Raw genomic sequence first — 18,772 nt, forward strand, 5'->3', positions numbered from 1 at the left:
AGCGTCCGGGATCTTCCCGTTCTGTCCATCCTTGGTCCGCGGCCGCAGTGGGCCGCGGACAAGGAGAGTCCGGTGGACAAGCACGACGGGCGCGCGACCGCGCGGCCCAGGGCCGTTGCCACGAGAGGCGGCGGCGATCCCTGGTACGACGAGCCGGACTCGGATTGGGGTGAGTGGCGCGGCCCGGGCGTGCGAGCGGCTGCGGTGCCGGCCCCGGCCGTGCCGTCCGAGCGGAGCGCGGCGGGGGTCTACCTGGAGGTGCAGCGCAGCGCGGCGTTCCAGGAGGTGCGCAGGCGCTACCGGCGGTTCGTCGTCCCGGCGGTCGTGCTCTTCTTCGCCTGGTACGTCGCGTACGTCGTGACCGCCACGACGGCGCCCGGACTGATGGCCCAACCGGTCGCGGGCGTCGTGAACGTGGCGATGGTGGCGGGCCTCGGGCAGTTCGCCAGTACGTTCCTGCTGACGTGGCTGTACGCGCGACATGCGCGGCTGCGTCGCGATCGCGCGGCGCTCGAACTGCGTTGGGACACGCAGGAGATGACGCGCGGACTCGTCGGCGACGCGCGCGTGAACGGTACTGCGCACGGCGAGGGCGGCCGGCGGTGACCGGGGCGCATCAGACCCTGGCCCTGGTCCTGTTCAGCGTGTTCGTGGCGGTCACGCTCGCCATCACGACCTGGGCGAGCCGCAAGCGGCACGGTTCGGCGGAGGAGTTCTACGCGGGCGGCCGGCTGTTCTCGCCCATGGAGAACGGATTCGCCATCGCGGGTGACTACATGTCGGCCGCGTCCTTCCTCGGTATCTCCGGACTGATCGCGCTGTTCGGCTACGACGGGCTGCTCTACTCGGTCGGCTTCCTCGTGGCCTGGCTCGTGGTCCTCTTCCTCGTGGCCGAACTGGTGCGCAACTGCGGCCGGTTCACGCTCGCCGACGTCGTCGCCGCCCGGATGCGGGAGCGGCCGGTGCGCATCGCCGCGGGAACTTCCTCGGTGACCGTGTCCGTTCTGTATCTGGTGGCGCAGATGGTGGGCGCGGGAAGCCTGGTCGCGCTGCTGCTGGGGGAGGCGAGTGGCGCCGCGCAGTCCTGGACCGTCGTCGGCGTGGGCGCGCTCATGGTCATCTATGTGTCGATGGGAGGGATGCGGGCCACCACCTGGATCCAGATCGTGAAGGCCGTCCTGCTCATGGGCGGGGCGATCGCCCTGACGGTGCTCGTCCTGGCGCGCTTCCACGGTGACTTCGACCAGCTGTTGCGCACCGCCGCCGCACGCAGCGGGCACGGTTCGGACTTCCTCGTGCCCGGTCTGAAGTACGGCGGAAGCTGGACCGCTCGCTTCGACTTCATCAGCCTGGGCCTCGCGCTCGTGCTCGGCACGGCGGGCCTTCCGCACATCCTGTCGCGCTTCTACACCGTGCCGACCGCGCGGGCCGCGCGCCGCTCGGTCGTGTGGTCCATCGGGCTCATCGGCAGCTTCTACCTGATGACGATCGTGCTCGGGTTCGGCGCCGCGGCCCTCGTGGGCCCCGATGCCGTACGGGGCTCGAATGCCGCGGGGAACACGGCGGTTCCGCTGCTCGCCCTCGACCTGGGCGGCGGCGAGGACTCCACCGGGGGCACGGTGCTGTTCGCGATCGTCGCCGCGGTCGCCTTCGCCACCATCCTCGCCGTCGTCGCCGGGATCACGCTGGCGTCCTCGGCCTCCGTGGCGCACGACCTGTACGCCTCGCTCCGTAGAGGCGGCCCCGAGGGGAAGAGCGGTGGCAGGCAGTGGAGCGAGGTCGCGGTGGCGCGGGTCGCCGCGGCTGGTGTCGGCGTGCTCGCGATCGGGCTCGGACTGCTGGCGCGGGACCTGAACGTGGCGTTCCTGGTCGGGCTCGCGTTCGCGGTCGCCGCGTCGGCCAATCTGCCTGTGCTGCTCTACTCGCTGTTCTGGCGGGGCTTCACCACGCGGGGCGCCGTGTGGTCGGTGTACGGCGGCCTGGTGCCCGCGCTGGTGCTCGTGGTGCTGTCGCCGGTGGTCTCCGGGAGCCCCGCGTCGCTGTTCCCCGGCGTGGACTTCCAGTACTTCCCGCTGGAGAACCCCGGGCTCGTCTCGATTCCGCTCGGCTTCCTCGCGGGCTGGCTGGGCACCGTGACCTCCCCCGAGGAGCCGGACGAGGCCAAGCACGCGGAGACCGAAGTACGGGCGCTCACGGGCGCAGGGGCGGTCTGACACGCCCCTGCGGGCGGGGTTTTGCCTCTACGGGCGGGGGGCCTCTACGGGAGAGCGGCACGCCCCTGCGGGGAGTCAGCGGCTGGCGGCCCACTCGTAGCGGTGCTCGGGCCGGCCGGTGTCGCCGTACTTGAGGCTCAGCCGCACCCGCCCGGTCCGCTCCAGGAGCTTGAGGTAGCGCTGGGCGGTCTGCCGGCTGAGCCCGGTGACGTCGGCCAATTCCTGTGCCGACAGCGGGCCTTCGGCGGTCATCATCGCCCGGCGGACCAGCTCGGCGGTGGTGGGGGAGTGCCCCTTGGGCAGCTCGGGCGCGGGCCCGGCGGAGAGCGCGCCGAAGATCTGGTCGACCTCCGCCTGCTCCGCCTCGCCCCCGCCGTCGAGGGTGCGCCGCAGCGTCGCGTACGCCTCCAACTTGCCCCGCAGGCCCGCGAACGAGAACGGTTTGACCAGGTACTGCAGCGCCCCGTGGCGCATCGCGGCCTGTACGGTCCCCACGTCGCGCGCCGCGGTCACCATGATCACGTCGATCTGGTGGCCGCGTTCGCGCACCGTCCGGGCGAGCGCCAGGCCCGTCCGGTCCGGCAGGTAGTGGTCGAGCAGCACCAGATCGACATGGAGCTCCTCGATCCGGTCGAGTGCCTCCGCCGCGTTGTGTGCGGTCGCCGCGACACGGAAGCCGGGAACCTTCGCCACATAGGCGGCGTTGACGTCGGCCACGCGGATGTCGTCGTCCACGACCAGTACGTCGATCATCGGGCCTCCTCGGTCAAGTCCGACACGTCCGGTACGTCCACGGTGAGGGCCTCCGGCAGGACAACGACGAATTCGGCGCCCCCGAGGGGCGACTGGGTCACCTCGGCGGTGCCGCCCTGCCGCTCGGCGAACCTGCGCACAAGGGCGAGCCCAATGCCGCGCTTGCCGTGGGCCGGCGGCTCCTTGGTGGACCAGCCTTCCACGAAGACGGTCTCGCGCTGGTCGGCGGGGACGCCAGGCCCGGAATCGCGTACCCGTAGGACCGCACTTCGGCCTTCGGCCCGCAGAAGCACCTCCACGCGCGCGTGCTGTCCCGAACCGGCGGCCGCGTCCAGGGCGTTGTCCACCAGGTTGCCGACGATCGTGACGAGGCCGCGCGGATCGACGAGGCGGTCCGGCAGCCAGGTGTCCCCGGAGATGCCGAACTCGACACCGCGCTCCGCGGCCACGGTCGCCTTGCCCACCATCAGGGCCGACAGCAGCGGGTCCTCGATCCGCTCGGTGATCTGCTCCGCGGTCACCCGGCGCGCGCCCGCCACCTCGCCGACGAAGTCCACGGCCTCCTCGTACATCTCCAGCTCCAGAAGGCCCAACAACGTATGCATGCGGTTCGCGTGTTCGTGGTCCTGCGCGCGCAGGGCGTCGATCAGGCCGCGCGTGGAGTCGAGTTCGCGGCCCAGCTGCTCCAGTTCGGTGCGGTCGCGCAGGGTGGCGACCGCACCCCCGTCGTCGGTGGGCATCCGGTTCGCGACCAGGACGCGCTGCCCGCGGACGGTGAGCAGATCGGTCCCGGAGACGTGCCCCGCGAGCACGTCCGTCGTACGCCCAGCGCCGAGCGCCTCGTCCAGCGGCTGTCCGATCACCTTCGAGTCCACGCCGAGCAGCCGCTGCGCCTCGTCGTTGAGCAGGCGTATCCGTCCGCCGCGGTCCAGCGCCACGACGCCCTCGCGAATGCCGTGCAGCATGGCCTCGCGCTCGGCCAGGAGTGCCGAGATATCCGAGAAGGCCAGGTCACGGGTCTGCCGCTGCACCCGTCGCGAGATCAGATAGGCGGCGAGCGCCCCGACGGCCAGGGCCCCTCCCGCGTACGCGAACAGGCCCGGGATGGCGTGGATGAGGCGCGCGCGGACGCTGTCGTACTCGATGCCGACCGAGGCGGCTCCCACGATGGCCCCGTCCGCGGCCCTCAGGGGCACTTTGCCGCGCGCGGAGCGGCCGAGCGTCCCCTCGTCGATCTCCATGACCGCGCGGCCCGCCAGCGCCGCGCTGGGGTCCGTCGACACGACGTGTCCGACCCGGCCGCGATCGGTGTGCGACCAGCGGACGCCCTCCCGGTTCATGATCACGACGTACTCGGCGCCGCTGGCCCGGCGGATCCGCTCCGCCGCGGCCTGCACGGGACCGTCCGGGCTCGGCCGTGAGGAACGCAGTTCCTCGGCGATCCGGGGCTCCGCCGCCGTGGTCTGCGCGATGGCCAGGGCACGGCGCATCGCCTGGTCGTCGAGCTGGTCGCTCAGCGGCGCCAGAAAGAGCCCCGTCGCCAGCACCGCCACTCCCGCGGCGATCGCCACCTGCATCAGCAGCACCTGGGCGAACACCCGTCTAGGGAGGCCGAAGCGCAGGCGGCGGGCAGGGGAAGTCGAGCTCATGGCCCAGAACGTTACGGGCCCGTCGGCGCTGGTCGAAGGCCTTGTGGCGCGGATCTCCCTGCTGCCTCCGAGCGGGAGCGCCCCGGTCAGCCGCGCAGCCCGGAAGCCTCACGCACAGCGACGACATCCATACGGGCCGGCGAACCGAGCGCGGCGCCACAGCTCTCCGGCCGGGGCGGGAGCGAGGCGCCGCGGGCGACCACGACCGTCCAGCGGCGGCCGTCCATGTGGGCGATCGTCACGTCCCAGTACGCGTTGTCCACGTGCGCATCAACAGGTGGATCGGTTGGTGGATCCATCGATGCCGTGTGTACGACGCTCAGGACATCGGCGCGGTACTCGGCGGTCGCACGGCGCACGGCGAGCTCGGCGGCCTGCCCCGGACGGTCCCAGGCGGAATTGCCACGGCAGCCATGGAGCACGATCCGGTCCGAGCGCACCGCATGAAGAACCTCCTTGACGTCGGCGGCCGAGGACCTCCCGTAGGCGTAGCCATAGGGCAGCACAAGGAGAGTGGGGGAGAAGCGGTGGCCGCCCAGGTGCGTGATTTCCCAGACGCCCTCTTCTCCGGAGGAGGCGAGTTCGGAGGCCAGGGGCCGTCCCAGAAGCGCGCAGCACCGGTCGCGTTTCCCGTTCGTGCAGACGAAGGCGAGGGGCTCGCCTTCGTAGGGTGCGCCGAAGCCGCCGTGCCGACCCGCTCCCAAGGCGGCGAAGTCGAGCCCCAGAAGCTCTTCGGGAGCCGCGACTGTGGTGCTGCGCAGCCAGGTGTTTCCCGGGACCGTGTGGGCCACGTACACCTGGTGACGCTGCGAGGCATGGTGGTCCGCGTGTCGGCCCGGACGGCGCACGAGGGCGACGCGCACCCCGGTGCCGTCCGCCGCCGCCTCCAGGGCGCGGCCCACTTCGGGGTCGAGATGGCTGGAGACCAGGGCCTTCGCGCCCCACGGCCCCGGCTGCTCGATCAGCAGCCAGGTGCGTGCGGTGGCCGCCGTCCCGGCCAGAGGTTCTTCAAGATCCCGCGAGGCGGTCGTGCACGTATTCACAGCGGCGACCTTAACCCCGCCGCCCGGTCACTCCGCCGCGGAAACCGACGGCAGGGGTTGAGGCGGGCGCGGGCCTACGTAGTGGCCCGTCGGCCGCATACGGAGAGGGCGTTCGCCGTACTCCTCCAGGGCGTGCGCGATCCAGCCCGTCGTGCGTGCGACGGCGAAGATCGTCTCGCCTGCTTCCGCCGCCATCCCGAACGACGCCGTGAAGGCGGCGAGGGCCAGGTCCACATTGGCGTGCAGGTCCGTGTGGCGGGCAGTGGTCGCCACGACGTCGCGGGCCGCCGCCAGTGCGGGACGCGCCTGAGGGAGTTCCTCCAGCGCCGCGAACAGCGCCTGTGCGCGCGGGTCCTCGCCCTGGTAGAGGCGGTGGCCGAGCCCGGGCACGCGGCGGCCCGAACGCAGCTCGTCGGCCACCACGGAGCCCGCGCTGCCCCGGTCGAGGACGTCCAGCAGCATCCGGTGGGCCAGACCGCTCGCCGCCCCGTGCAACGGCCCCTCCAGGACGCCCAGGCCCGCCGAGACGGCGGCGTAGGTGTGCGCCCGCGCGGACGCGGCGACGCGAACCGCGAGCGTCGAGGCGGCCAGGTCGTGATCGACCAACAGGGCAAGAGCCATGTCCAGGATGCGCAGTGACGCCTCGTCGGGCTCCCTGTAGGTCAGCCGCCCCCACAGGCGCTGGGCGATCGGCGCGCCGTCCACGTACGTCGTCCGTACGAGGGGCAGCGCGGCCGCGAGGGTGGGGATGAGGGACCGGGCGGCGCCGAGCACGGAGTCCTCGGACAGGTCGTAGCGCAACGGGTCGGCCGTCGCCGCGGCAACGGCCGCCACCCGCAACCGGTCGATGGGGCTGCTGAGTTCGGGCAGGGCGGCCATGGCCTTGCGGGCCGCGGAGAGCGATTCCTTGGGGGCGGTGAACCGGGCGCCGGGGCGCAGCGTGCCCGTCCAGAGCCACTCCGCGACCTCCTCGTACGAGTGGCGGGCCGCGAGCTGGACCGCGTCGACCCCCCGGAAGAAGTACCGGTCGTCGTCGATGAGGGTGATCCGCGTGCGTACCGACAGCTCGCCGGTGCCCGAACCGGCCGTGGTCTCCCGTCTGTTGCGGCGGGCGAGTGCCTCGACCTCGGCGGCGTCGAAGGTGCTGCCGCGTGTGTTCTCCCCACGCCTGCTGGTGAGCTGCCCGCGGCTCACGTACGCGTACACCGTCTCGGGCTTCACGCCGAGCAGCTCGGCGGTCTCCTTGGTGGTCAGGCGGCGGGCCCGCTGCGTCGGCGCAGGTTCTTGATCCCTCATGCGCGTCACCGTATCCGGATCGCCATGCATTGATTCAATCAATATTGACAGTTATTGAGTCAAGCATGGACAGTCGAATCAAGTCCAGGGAGGAAACATGCCGATCAACGGGAGCACGGCCGCCACGGCCGTCGACGTACCGCGCGGGCTCGCCGGTGTCGTCGTCACCGACACCGAACTCGGGGATGTCAGGGGGCGGGAGGGCTTCTATCACTACCGCCAGTACTCCGCCGTCGAGCTCGCGGAGACCCGTGGTTTCGAAGACGTGTGGCACCTGATGCTCCATGGTGAGCTGCCCGGCGCCGAGCGGTCCGCGGCCTTCGCGCGGGAGACCGCCGGGCAGCGCGGGCTGCCCGAGGACGTGCGGGCCGCGCTGCCGGCGATCGCCCGGGCCGGTGCGGTCTCGGGGCCGCTCGCCGGGCTGCGGACGGCGCTCTCGCTGTTCGGTGCCTCACGGGGCTTTCGGCCCGTGTACGACATCGACCCGGAGCGGCGCCGCGCGGATGTGGTGGCGGCAACGGCCGTGGTCCCCACGATGCTCACCGCACTGCACCGGCTCGGTGAGGGGCTCGAGCCCGTGGAGCCACGCGAGGATCTCTCGTACGCGGCCAACTACCTGTACATGTTGACGGGTTCGGAGCCCGACCCCGCGCATGCACGAGCCATCGAGCAATACCTGATCTCAACCATTGATCACGGATTCAATGCGTCAACGTTCACGGGTCGTGTCATCGCGTCGACCGGAGCGGATGTCGTGGCCTCTCTGGTCGGGGCGGTCGGAGCGTTGTCCGGGCCGCTGCACGGCGGGGCGCCCAGTCGTGCGCTCGACACCCTGGACGCGATCGGCACACCGGACCGCATCGACTCCTGGATCCGGGAACGGGTGCTCGCGGGGGAGCGGATCATGGGCTTCGGTCACCCCGTCTACCGCACGGAGGATCCGCGCTCGCGCATGCTGCGCGGAATCGCGGAGCGGTTCGGCGGCCCGCTGGTGGACTTCGCGGTCCAGGTCGAGCGCCAGGTGGAGGCGATCCTCGCGGAGCTGAAGCCGGGCCGCGAACTGCACACGAACGTGGAGTTCTACGCGGGCGTGGTCATGGAGCTGTGCGGACTGCCGCGCACCATGTTCACGCCGACGTTCGCGGCGGCCCGGGTCGTCGGCTGGAGCGCCAACATCCTTGAACAGTCCGAGGATTCAAAGATCATCCGCCCTGCGGCGCGGTACGTGGGGATGGAGCCGCCGGTGGCGGTTCCACCGGCGGTCTGATGGCGTGCAACGGCCGCCGACCGGATCTGCGGTCGGCGGCCGTGGTGCATGCGACATGGTGCGCCCTAAGGGGTATCTGTCAGGCGTCGGGGATGTCCTGCTTGGCGCGCAGCAGCGTCTCTCGGTTCACGATGACGATGCGCTCGTAGTCGGCGACCCCCGCATCCGGCGGGAGTTCGCCTTTGAGGTCCGCAGTGGCCTCCGTGCCGATCACAGCGAAGTTCCCGTCGCTGAGTTCGAAGACATCGGGGCAGGTGCCGGCAGCCGAGCTGCCGCGAGCGCTCGGAGGTACTCCGATGCGGCGGACGATTTTCAAGGGTTTTGGTCCTTATGAGGGCGGACATAGATACGCCGTCACAGTAATGCGCAGCGAGTACCGATGGCCGTTCTCATAGGGGAAGTTGGCTGGAACGTTCACCGCAACGGGTGACCGATCGTCAAGGGGAGGGCTGCCCGACCACCCACCATTCGTCGGTGTCGGCCTCGTCGAGTTCCTGGAACAGGGCTTCGGCGATGCGTCCGATTCGCGCTTCCGAGGACGAGGGGTCCAGGGCTGCGCGGTGGGGGCGGGTGATCTCCCAGTACTCGCGTATGTGCGGGCTCTGGAACAGCTCACGCAAGGGCCCGAGGATTTCTTGCTCGGTCAGCAGGCCGGATTCGTATTGGTGGAACACGCTGATGTACCAGAGGTTGGCGTACATCATCTGCCGACGCTTCTGTGGGGAGAGTTCCACCCCGTAGGTGTCTATGACCACGCCCAGAGCCGGATCGTCCAGCGCCTTGCTCAGCAGCTCCCAGTGCATGCGCTGTTGGTGCGCGCGGGCGCGTCGGCGCTGCGCTGTGGTCAACCGGCGGTCCGGCCCGTATCGATGCCATACCTGGGCCGCGGCGGCTCCCGTGGCGCCGCTGACGATCACGGCGACTGCGTCACGCCATGACGGGTAACTCCTTGTGGTCATGTCAACCCCCGATTCAGGCGACCGTGCGCCGGTCGTCGGATGAGGGGCGACGGAGACGGAAACCGGCGGCGGTGGGCGGCGCGCTTGCCGACTCCCAGGGTGCCGAGCGGCTCTGATCGGCGGGAGGCGGAGAGGAGGCGCACGGGTGGATGCTCAGTTCGCGAAAACCGGCGCCATGTCCAACGTGTGCCCAGCGGGCGCCGTTAGCAATCGTTCACTTCGCGGCCTTTCCACCCGCTCGTATCCTGGGGCGGCATTCATTCTTCGTACGAGAGCCGGACCCCGAACCGGCGTGCGCTGCGGCGCACGCCGCGGCGCGATCCGGTGTGAGAGAGGTCGCGTTGAGCAAGGCCAGCCCGCAGCAGATCCCCGTCGTCGTCCTCGCCGGCTTTCTGGGGTCGGGGAAGACGACCTTGCTCAATCATCTGCTGCACCGCAGCGGCGGCACCCGGATCGGGGCGATCGTCAACGACTTCGGGTCGATCGAGATCGATGCCATGGCGGTCGCCGGACAACTGGGCGACTCGACGGTCGCGCTCGGCAACGGATGTCTGTGTTGCGCGGTGGATGCCAGTGAACTTGACGTGTATCTGGAGAAGTTGACTCGGCCCGTCAATGACATGCATGCCATTGACGTCATCGTGATCGAGGCGAGCGGCATCGCTGAGCCTCAAGAACTCGTGCGCATGGTGCTGGCCAGCGACAACCCGCGGATCGTGTACGGAGGGTTGATCGAGGTCGTCGACACCGCCGAGTTCGACGCCACACGCGAGAAGCACCCCGAGGTGGAGCGGCACCTGGGGATCGCGGACCTCGTCGTGGTGAACAAGGGCGATCGCGTCGGCCCGGACGAGCGTGAGCGGGTCCTGGGCGCCGTGCGGGCCGCGGCCGGCCGGGCCGCCGTTGTCTCCGCGTCGTACGGGCGCATCGACCCGGCGCTGCTCTTCGACTGCCGCCCCACCGGGGAGCGGATCGGGCAGCTGTCCTTCGACGATCTGCACCGGCATGACGACGGTGTCGAGGATGACGAGGATGACGACCAGGGCAGCCGCGCGGCGCACGACACGCATCTGCACGCCGCCTACGACAGTGTCGCGTTCAGCTCCGAAGTGCCCATGGACCCCCGCCGGCTGGTCGCGTTCCTCGACAGCAGGCCCGAGGGGCTCTATCGCATCAAGGGATATGTCGACTTCGGCGCGGGCGACACGGGCAACCGGTACGCCGTGCATGCCGTGGGGCGCTTCCTGAGGTTCTACCCGGAGCCGTGGCCGAGCGAAGAGGAGCGCCTCACCCAGCTCGTCCTGATCGGATCCGGCATCGACACGACCGACCTCGGCAAGCAGCTCGACGCCGCCAAGAGCGACGCCCCACACACCGTGGACGAGCAGGGCATGTGGGGCGTTCTCCGCTACGTGCAGGACAAGGGCGAGGCGGAGGAGGTCGCGGACTACGTCGACCCCCAGGCGGACCTCGCTCCTGACCCGCTCCCGCGTTCCTAGACCGGACCCGCCGTCGACGCCACCGTCTTCGGCAGCGACACGCCCGAACCGTCGCGGCGTGGGTCCATCTCGGGCAGCTCGGCCGGCGTGCCGTTCTTCTGCGCCGCACGCGCGGGTGCCGGCCCGGCCCAGGCCAGGCTCAGACAGTCCTCGCCCTTCAGGAAGCGCTGACAGCGGACGCCGCCCGTGGCACGCCCCTTCCTCGGGTACTGGTCGAACGGAGTGAGCTTGGCCGTCGTCTGCACCGAGTCGTCCAGCGTGCCGCGCGATCCGGCCACGGTGAACACCACCGCGTCGACCGCCGGGTCGATCGTGGTGAACGAGATGACCTTCGCTCCTGTCGCCAGCTTCACGCCGGACATGCCGCCCGCCGCGCGGCCCTGCGAGCGCACGATGGAGGCCTGGAAGCGCAACAGCTGTGCGTCGTCCGTGATGAAGACCAGGTCTTCCTCACCGGTGCGCAGCTCCGCGGCGCCGACGATGCGGTCACCGTCCTTGAGGGTGATGACCTCCAGCTCCTCCTTGTGGGACGGATAGTCGGGCACCACGCGTTTCACGATGCCCTGTTCGGTGCCGATCGCCAGACCGGGTGAGGACTCGTCCAGGGTCATGAGACACACGACCGTCTCGTCCGCCTCCAGGGAGGAGAGGAACTCGGAGACCGGGGCGCCTCCTGAGAGATTCGGCGCGGAGACCGAGTCCGGGAGCTGCGGCAGGTCGACCACGTTCAGGCGCAGCAGGCGTCCTTCGGACGTGACGGCGCCGATCTCGCCGCGAGTCGTCGCGGGGACCGAGGAGACGATCACGTCGTGCTTCGTGCGCTTGGTGTCCTCACCTTCGGTGAAGGGATCGCCGTTCGCCGTACGGGCGAGCAGCCCGGTCGAGGAGAGCAGCACGCGGCACGGGTCGTCGGCGACCTGGAGCGGAACCGCCGACACCGGGGCGCCGGCCGACTCCAGGAGCACCGTGCGCCGGTCGTCGCCGAACTTCTTGGCCACGGCGGCCAGTTCGGTGGAGACCAGCTTGCGCAGCTCGGAGTCGGAATCGAGGATGCCGGTCAGCTCGTCGATCTCGCCGTTGAGCTTGTCGCGCTCCGCGTCCAGCTCGATGCGGTCGAACTTGGTGAGGCGGCGCAGCGGCGTGTCCAGGATGTACTGCGTCTGGATCTCGCTCAGCGAGAAGCGCTCGATCAGGCGCTCCTTGGCCTGCGCGCTGTTGTCGCTGGAGCGGATGATGCGGATGACCTCGTCGATGTCCACCAGGGCGACGAGGAGGCCCTCCACCAGGTGGAGCCGGTCCTGCTTCTTGCTGCGGCGGAACTCGCTGCGACGGCGCACCACGTCGAAGCGGTGGTCCAGGTAGACCTCGAGGAGTTCCTTGAGGCCGAGGGTGAGCGGCTGGCCGTCCACCAGCGCCACGTTGTTGATGCCGAAGGACTCCTCCATGGCCGTCAGCTTGTAGAGCTGCTCCAGGACGGCCTCCGGCACGAAGCCGTTCTTGATCTCGATGACCAGGCGCAGGCCGTGCTCGCGGTCCGTGAGGTCCTTGACGTCGGCGATGCCCTGGAGCTTCTTGGAACCGACCAGTTCCTTGATCTTCGAGATGACCTTCTCGGGGCCGACCGCGAAGGGCAGCTCGGTGACGACGAGGCCCTTGCGGCGCGCCGTCACGTTCTCCACGGAGACCGTCGAGCGGATCTTGAACGTGCCGCGGCCCGTCTCGTACGCGTCCCTGATGCCGGACAGGCCGACGATCCGGCCGCCCGTCGGCAGATCGGGCCCCGGAACGTACTTCATGAGCGTGTCGAGGTCGGCGCCCGGGTGCCGGATCAAGTGCCGCGCGGCGGCGATCACTTCACCCAGGTTGTGCGGCGCCATGTTGGTCGCCATGCCGACCGCGATGCCCGACGCGCCGTTCACCAGCAGGTTCGGGTATGCCGCCGGGAGGACGAGCGGCTCCTGCTCCTGGCCGTCGTAGTTCGCGACGAAGTCGACGGTGTTCTCGTCGATCGACTCCGTCATGAGGGACGCGGCGGCGTCCGGGCGGCACTCGGTGTAACGCATGGCGGCCGGGCGGTCGTCATTGCCCAGGGAGCCGAAGTTCCCGTGCCCGTCCACCAGCGGGACGCGCATGGAGAACGGCTGGGCGAGGCGCACCAGGGCGTCGTAGATCGACGAGTCGCCATGGGGGTGCAACTTACCCATGACCTCGCCGACGACGCGGGCGCACTTCACGTAGCCACGCTCGGGGCGCAGGCCCATCTCGTTCATCTGGTAGACGATCCGACGGTGGACGGGCTTCATCCCGTCGCGGGCGTCGGGCAGGGCGCGTGAGTAGATGACCGAGTACGCGTACTCCAGGTAGGAGCCCTGCATTTCGTCGACCACGTCGACGTCGAGGATCTTCTCCTCGAAGTCGTCGGGCGGCGGGGTCTTCGTGCTGCGGCGGGCCATCGCTGCTGCGGCTCCTTCACCTACAAGAACGGTTACATGAACGGGAACTGTCGCGGACCATTGTGGACCGCCGCACTGACAACGCCGCTCGCGGCCCTTCAGTACCGGGTGTCGCAGGGCACCGAGAGGGCCGCCTGCTCGCTCACGGCGTAGCCCAGGCGGGAACTTCGCCAGGTGCCAGCACGCTTGCATACAGTGGCAGCACTCGCAGCAGTTCAGTGTTCCAGGACCTGCCGCAGTCCAGAGCTCACCGCGAATTCGCGTTGCACCGCGATCGAAGGGACGTACATGCCCATGGGTCACACGGCCACCGCCGAGGCCGGCTCCGGCGGCCTGACAGCGACCGAGCACCGGCTGGCCAACGGCCTGCGCGTGGTGCTCTCCGAGGATCATCTGACCCCGGTCGCGGCGGTCTGCCTCTGGTACGACGTCGGCTCGCGCCACGAGGTCAAGGGCCGTACGGGCCTGGCTCACCTCTTCGAGCACCTGATGTTCCAGGGCTCGAAGCAGGTGCACGGCAACGGGCACTTCGAGTTCGTCCAGGGCGCGGGCGGCTCGCTCAACGGTACGACGAGCTTCGAGCGCACCAACTATTTCGAGACCATGCCCGCCCACCAGCTGGAGCTCGCGCTGTGGCTCGAGGCCGACCGCATGGGCTCGCTCCTCACGGCCCTCGACGACGAGTCGATGGAGAACCAGCGGGACGTCGTGAAGAACGAGCGGCGCCAGCGCTACGACAACGTGCCCTACGGCACGGCGTTCGAGAAGCTGACCGCCCTCATGTACCCCGAGGGGCACCCGTACCACCACACGCCCATCGGCTCCATGGCCGACCTGGACGCGGCCACCCTTGAAGACGCGCGGAACTTCTTCCGCACCTACTACGCGCCCAACAACGCGGTGCTGTCGATCGTCGGCGACATCGACCCGGAGCAGACGCTGGCCTGGGTCGAGCGGTACTTCGGCTCCATCCCCGGCCATGACGGCAAGCCCGCCCCGCGCGACGGTGCCCTCCCGGAGGTCATCGGCGAGCAGCAGCGCGAGGTCATCGAGGAGGAGGTGCCGGCGCGTGCCCTGATGTCGGCCTACCGGCTCCCGCAGGACGGCACGCGCGCGTGCGACGCCGCCGACCTCGCCCTCACCGTCCTCGGCGGCGGCGAGTCCTCGCGCCTGTACAACCGGCTCGTACGCCGTGACCGCACCGCTGTGGCGGCCGGTTTCGGCCTGTTGCGCCTCGCCGGAGCGCCCTCGCTGGGCTGGCTGGACGTGAAGACCTCCGGAGACGTCGAGGTGCCGGTCATCGAGGCCGCCGTCGACGAGGAGCTCGCCCGGTTCGCCGAGGAGGGCCCGAGCCCCGAGGAAATGGAGCGCGCCCAGGCCCAGTTGGAGCGCGAGTGGCTGGACCGCCTGGGCACGGTCTCCGGGCGCGCCGACGAGCTGTGCCGCTACGCCGTCCTGTTCGGCGACCCGCAGCTCGCCCTGACCGCCGTGGGACGCGTTCTGGACGTGACCGCGGAGGAGGTCCAGGAGATCGCCAAGGCGCGCCTGCGTCCCGACAACCGCGCGTCCCTCGTGTACGAGCCGACCGCGCCCGCCGACACCGAGAACGCCGAGATCGCTGAGGAGGCGGGCCAGTGACCGAGCAGCTCGCGAACATGGACTTCCACCCGCGGCCGCAGGCGGGCGAGCCCAAGCCCTGGGCGTTCCCGGCCCCGGAGCGCGGCGCGCTCCCCAACGGCCTGACGGTGCTGCGCTGCCACCGGCCAGGACAGCAGGTCATCGCCGTGGAGGTGCACCTGGACGCACCGCTGGACGCCGAGCCGAAGGGCCTCGACGGCGTCTCGACGATCATGGCGCGTGCCTTCAACGAAGGCACCGACAAGCACTCCGCCGAGGAGTTCGCCGCCGAGCTGGAGCGCTGCGGCGCCACGATGGACGCGCACGCCGACCACCCCGGCGTCCGTGCCTCCCTCGAAGTGCCGGCCTCCCGCCTCTCCAAGGGCCTCGCCCTCCTGGCCGACGCCCTGCGGGCCCCCGCCTTCGACGACAGCGAGATCGAGCGCCTCGTCCGCAACCGCCTGGACGAGATCCCGCACGAGGCCGCCAACCCGGCCCGGCGCGCTGCCAAGGAGCTCTCCAAGCAGCTCTTCCCGGCCGACGCGCGCATGTCGCGCCCGCGCCAGGGCACCGAGGAGACCGTCTCGGCCATCGACGCGGCGGCCGTGCGCGCCTTCTACGACCGGCACGTACGCCCCGCCACCGCCACGGCCGTCGTCGTGGGCGACCTGACGGGCATCGACCTGGACGCCCTCCTCGCCGACACGCTCGGCGCCTGGACCGGCGACACCGCCGAGCCGCGCCCCGTGCCGCCGGTCGTCGCCGACGACACCGGCCGCGTGATCATCGTGGACCGTCCCGGTGCCGTGCAGACGCAGTTGCTCATGGGCCGGGTCGGACCGGACAAGCACGACCGTGTGTGGGCCGCGCAGATCCTCGGCACGTACTGCCTGGGCGGCACCCTCACGTCGCGCCTGGACCGCGTCCTGCGCGAGGAGAAGGGCTACACCTACGGAGTGCGGTCCTTCGCCCAGGTGCTGCGCTCCGCGCCCGACGGCAGCGGCGCCGCGATGCTCGCCATCAGCGGCTCGGTGGACACTCCGAACACCGGGCCCGCGCTCGACGACCTGTGGAAGGTCCTGCGCACGCTGGCGGCCGAGGGGCTCACGGATGCCGAACGGGACACCGCCGTACAGAACTTGGTGGGTGTGGCCCCGCTGAAGTTCGAGACCGCCGCGGCCGTCGCGAGCACCCTGGCCGACCAGGTCGAGCAGCACCTGCCCGACGACTTCCAGGCGCAGGTGTACCGGCAACTTGCCGCCACGGGCACCGTGGAGGCCACGGCCGCCGTCGTGAGCGCGTTCCCGGCGGATCGCCTGGTGACGATCCTGGTGGGTGACGCCGCGCAGATCGAGGAGCCGGTCAAGGCGCTCGGCATCGGCGAAGTCACGGTGGTCGCGGGCTGAGTTCGTCTCCCGCGGCACACCACGAAGCCCCGGCGCCGGCATCGGCCGCCGGGGCTTCGTGGCGTGCGTCACGATCATCTTCAATCACCACACGATCACAAATGTCCGAATTGATGTAGTGGTTGCCTGTCTGCCCTGTGGCGTGCACTACAAAAGCCGGGTTCTGTTTGTCGATCCAAAGACGCCCCGCTTAGCGTTCCCTCCGGCTGTCCGCCAGACGTACGTCGCGCCCGCGACACCGGACAGTCATCGCCGAGTCCCCATGGTGCGAGCCAGGGGAGCCGGGGACCCACCGAAGTCCCTGGGGTGAATCGGGCGCTCTTCCCGTAAGGGGAGGGGGCCTGTAGGAGACCTTCCTGCTCCGAACCCGTCAGCTAACCCGGTAGGCGAGAAGGAAGGAAAGGATCAGCCACTTCATGGCGTTCACCCGTGCCACCGGGAAGCACCGCCGTCCCAGCCGCCTGACGCGTACCACCGCTCAGGTCGCCGGCGTCGCCGCAATCACCACGACGGGCGTGGTGGGCGGCCTCGCCGCTCCCGCACTCGCCGCCGACACCGCGATAGCCCCGCACGACGGCCTCACGCAGGCCGTGGCCATCGGCGACTCCCTGGCCGAGCAGATCGACGCGCAGGCCACCGCGCAGCAGAAGGCCGCCGCCAAGGCGAAGGCCGAGGCCGAGGCCAAGAAGAAGGCCGAGGAGGCCAAGCGCAAGGCCGAGGCGGAGGCCAAGAAGCGGGCAGCCGAGAAGGCCCAGAAGGAGCGCGAGGCCAAGGAGCGCGCCGCCCGCGAGGCCGAGCGCAAGCGCCTGAACAGCTTCGTGTCGCCGATCTCCGGCTCGTACGTCTCCACCGCCTACCAGGCCGGCAGCGGACTGTGGTCCTCCGGCAGCCACACCGGCATCGACTTCCACGCCTCCAGCGGCACTTCGGTGCACGCGGTCGGCATGGGCACCGTCGTCGAGGCCGGCTGGGGCGGCTCGTACGGCAACAACGTCGTGATCAAGATGAAGGACGGTACGTACACCCAGTACGGCCACATGTCCTCGATCGGCGTCTCCGTCGGCCAGGACGTCACCCCCGGCCAGCAGATCGGCCTCTCCGGCGCCACCGGCAACGTGACGGGCCCGCACCTCCACTTCGAGGCCCGCACCGGCCCCGACTACGGCTCGGACATCGACCCCGTCGCGTACCTGCGCCAGCACGGTGTGAACGTCTGACCCGTCAGGCACACTCCACGAAAGCCCCGGCTCACCGAGCCGGGGCTTTCGCGTGCGCGGGTCTGCACTGTCCAAAAAATATCCCTGGATTCAGTTCCCTCGTCGGAAATTCAAGTCCGGTGGAATAGAGTCACCGGGTAAACGTTCCGGCCACGTGTCATTCGCGCTTGACCGGGCGTCAATCGACCGCGTATCGCGGGCATTGAGGCGGAGGTCGAGTCATGCGCATTCCCGCGCAGTCGGTATGCACAGCGATCCGCGACGACATCGTCGCCGGCGTCTACGAGCGCGGCGGCAGGCTCACCGAGGAACTGCTCGCGCGTCGCTACGGGGTCTCGCGCGTGCCCGTCCGCGAGGCGCTGCGGACCCTGGAGGCGGAGGGGTTCGTCGTCACGCGCAGGCACGCGGGCGCGTGCGTGGCCGAACCCACCGAGCGGGAGGCGGCCGACCTCCTGGAGATCCGCATGCTGCTCGAACCCATGGGCGCCGCCCGCGCCGCGCAGCGCCGCACCGAGGCCCACCTCAAGGTGCTGCGTGGCCTGGTCAGGCTGGGGCAGGAGCGCTCCCGGCGAGGTCAGAGCGAGGATCTGCGCTCCCTCGGCAGCTGGTTCCACGAGACGCTCGCCCAGGCCTCCGGCAGCCCCGGCCTGATCACCCTGCTCACCCAGCTCCGCCACAAGATCGCCTGGATGTACGCCGTGGAGAGCCCGGCCAGGCCGGCCGAGTCCTGGGCCGAGCACGGCGCCATCGTCGACGCCGTGGCACGGGGCGACGCGGAGCGTGCCCGCGCCCTGGCCACCCTGCACGCGGAGCGCGCGACGGCCGCCCACAGGCTGCGCGTCCCCCGCGCGGGCGAGCATGTGAGGACTTCGCAACATGCAGTCAACACAGTGGGGCGCCAGGTTTAACAACAGCACCGTATACAAAGAAGTGCACTATTCGGTGAATGGGTTGAACGAGGCGCGGATGAATTCCCGCTGCCTATTTCCTGCCGCCCATTTCCAGCTGCCCAATTCGCGCCGCAATAGTGAACGAAAAAGCCGCGCGCCCCGAAGGGGAACGCGCGGCTCAGCCGTACTGCTTTTTGTCTTTGTGTCAGACGGTCTCGGGAAGCTCCTCGAGCCCCTCCGCGACCAGCTTCGCCAGACGGTCGAGCGCGGCGTCCGCGCCCTCGGCGTCGGAAGCCAGCACGATCTCCTCGCCGCCCTGCGCGCCCAGGCCGAGCACTGCCAGCATGGAGGCGGCGTTGACGGGGTTGCCGTCGGCCTTGGCGATCGTCACGGGAACACCGGCCGCCGTGGCAGCGCGGACGAAGATGGAAGCGGGGCGGGCGTGGAGGCCCTCGGCCCAGCCGACGTTGACGCGGCGCTCAGCCATGTGATGCTGCCCTTCAGGTGTCT

The 18,772-nt window shown here is 70.3% G+C and carries 16 protein-coding genes and 1 riboswitch; of the genes, 8 read left to right on the forward strand and 8 right to left on the reverse strand.

The features are described from left to right. Positions 1-72 precede the first annotated feature (72 nt). On the forward strand, positions 73-606 hold the full coding sequence (locus tag OG746_RS14305) for a DUF485 domain-containing protein (protein ID WP_266714967.1): 534 nt from the start codon (positions 73-75) through the stop codon (positions 604-606). Continuing rightward, on the forward strand, positions 603-2,213 hold the full coding sequence (locus OG746_RS14310) for a monocarboxylic acid transporter (protein ID WP_266714968.1): 1,611 nt from the start codon (positions 603-605) through the stop codon (positions 2,211-2,213). Before OG746_RS14305 ends, OG746_RS14310 begins: the two co-directional genes overlap by 4 nt. A gap of 75 nt (positions 2,214-2,288) precedes the next feature. Here the strand turns inward: OG746_RS14310 and OG746_RS14315 are convergent, their stop codons facing one another. From OG746_RS14315 to OG746_RS14330, 4 genes are all read right to left on the reverse strand, one after another. After that, positions 2,289-2,966, reverse strand: coding sequence for a response regulator (locus OG746_RS14315; RefSeq protein ID WP_266714969.1), 678 nt, complete (start codon positions 2,964-2,966; stop codon positions 2,289-2,291). Next, positions 2,963-4,615, reverse strand: a complete 1,653-nt coding sequence (locus OG746_RS14320; protein ID WP_266714970.1) for a sensor histidine kinase — start codon at positions 4,613-4,615, stop codon at positions 2,963-2,965. Before OG746_RS14320 ends, OG746_RS14315 begins: the two co-directional genes overlap by 4 nt. An 86-nt stretch (positions 4,616-4,701) precedes the next feature. Then, the gene (locus tag OG746_RS14325; RefSeq protein WP_266714971.1) at positions 4,702-5,658 is read right to left on the reverse strand and encodes a ferredoxin family protein; all 957 of its coding nucleotides are present in this window, start codon (positions 5,656-5,658) and stop codon (positions 4,702-4,704) included. A 27-nt stretch (positions 5,659-5,685) separates the two neighbouring features. Continuing rightward, positions 5,686-6,954: a citrate synthase family protein gene (locus tag OG746_RS14330; RefSeq protein WP_266714972.1), complete on the reverse strand. Its 1,269-nt coding sequence runs from the start codon at positions 6,952-6,954 to the stop codon at positions 5,686-5,688. Between the two features lie 97 nt (positions 6,955-7,051). Between OG746_RS14330 and OG746_RS14335 the strand changes: the two genes are divergently transcribed. After that, positions 7,052-8,221, forward strand: coding sequence for a citrate synthase/methylcitrate synthase (locus OG746_RS14335; protein WP_266714973.1), 1,170 nt, complete (start codon positions 7,052-7,054; stop codon positions 8,219-8,221). A gap of 79 nt (positions 8,222-8,300) precedes the next feature. On the opposite strand, the gene OG746_RS14340 is transcribed toward OG746_RS14335, so the two are convergent. Together OG746_RS14340 and OG746_RS14345 are read right to left on the reverse strand one after the other, a co-directional pair. Then, a complete protein-coding gene (locus tag OG746_RS14340; protein ID WP_266714974.1) occupies positions 8,301-8,537 on the reverse strand; it encodes a hypothetical protein in 237 nt (78 codons plus the stop codon). A gap of 121 nt (positions 8,538-8,658) precedes the next feature. After that, positions 8,659-9,138, reverse strand: a complete 480-nt coding sequence (locus OG746_RS14345) for a DUF6082 family protein (protein ID WP_266714975.1) — start codon at positions 9,136-9,138, stop codon at positions 8,659-8,661. 383 nt (positions 9,139-9,521) lie between these two features. On the opposite strand from OG746_RS14345, the gene OG746_RS14350 reads away from it, so the two are divergent. Then, on the forward strand, positions 9,522-10,679 hold the full coding sequence (locus OG746_RS14350; protein ID WP_266714976.1) for a CobW family GTP-binding protein: 1,158 nt from the start codon (positions 9,522-9,524) through the stop codon (positions 10,677-10,679). Here OG746_RS14350 and OG746_RS14355 read toward each other — a convergent pair. Then, complete coding sequence (locus OG746_RS14355) at positions 10,676-13,132, reverse strand: DNA gyrase/topoisomerase IV subunit A (protein ID WP_266714977.1); 2,457 nt, start codon at positions 13,130-13,132, stop codon at positions 10,676-10,678. The two genes, OG746_RS14350 and OG746_RS14355, sit on opposite strands and share 4 nt — an antisense overlap. 294 nt (positions 13,133-13,426) lie before the next feature. Here OG746_RS14355 and OG746_RS14360 point away from each other — a divergent pair, with 294 nt between their 5' ends. The 4 genes from OG746_RS14360 (at position 13,427) to OG746_RS14375 (ending at position 18,280) form a co-directional block, all read left to right on the forward strand. Further along, positions 13,427-14,770 carry a M16 family metallopeptidase gene (locus OG746_RS14360; protein WP_266718941.1) on the forward strand — a complete coding sequence of 448 codons (1,344 nt, stop codon included), beginning with the start codon at positions 13,427-13,429 and terminating at the stop codon, positions 14,768-14,770. Between the two features lie 17 nt (positions 14,771-14,787). Continuing rightward, positions 14,788-16,155 carry a M16 family metallopeptidase gene (locus OG746_RS14365; protein WP_266718943.1) on the forward strand — a complete coding sequence of 456 codons (1,368 nt, stop codon included), beginning with the start codon at positions 14,788-14,790 and terminating at the stop codon, positions 16,153-16,155. A gap of 240 nt (positions 16,156-16,395) precedes the next feature. Then, positions 16,396-16,559, forward strand: a riboswitch (cyclic di-AMP (ydaO/yuaA leader). A 12-nt stretch (positions 16,560-16,571) separates the two neighbouring features. Continuing rightward, positions 16,572-17,372: a M23 family metallopeptidase gene (locus OG746_RS14370; protein WP_266714978.1), complete on the forward strand. Its 801-nt coding sequence runs from the start codon at positions 16,572-16,574 to the stop codon at positions 17,370-17,372. A gap of 221 nt (positions 17,373-17,593) precedes the next feature. Then, complete coding sequence (locus OG746_RS14375) at positions 17,594-18,280, forward strand: GntR family transcriptional regulator (protein ID WP_266714979.1); 687 nt, start codon at positions 17,594-17,596, stop codon at positions 18,278-18,280. Positions 18,281-18,467: 187 nt separating this feature from the next. On the opposite strand, the gene OG746_RS14380 is transcribed toward OG746_RS14375, so the two are convergent. Beyond that, complete coding sequence (locus OG746_RS14380; RefSeq protein WP_030021209.1) at positions 18,468-18,749, reverse strand: HPr family phosphocarrier protein; 282 nt, start codon at positions 18,747-18,749, stop codon at positions 18,468-18,470. Between the last annotated feature and the right edge of the window lie 23 nt (positions 18,750-18,772).

This window comes from Streptomyces sp. NBC_01016, assembly GCF_026341035.1.
In the GTDB taxonomy this organism is placed as follows: Bacteria; Actinomycetota; Actinomycetes; order Streptomycetales; family Streptomycetaceae; genus Streptomyces.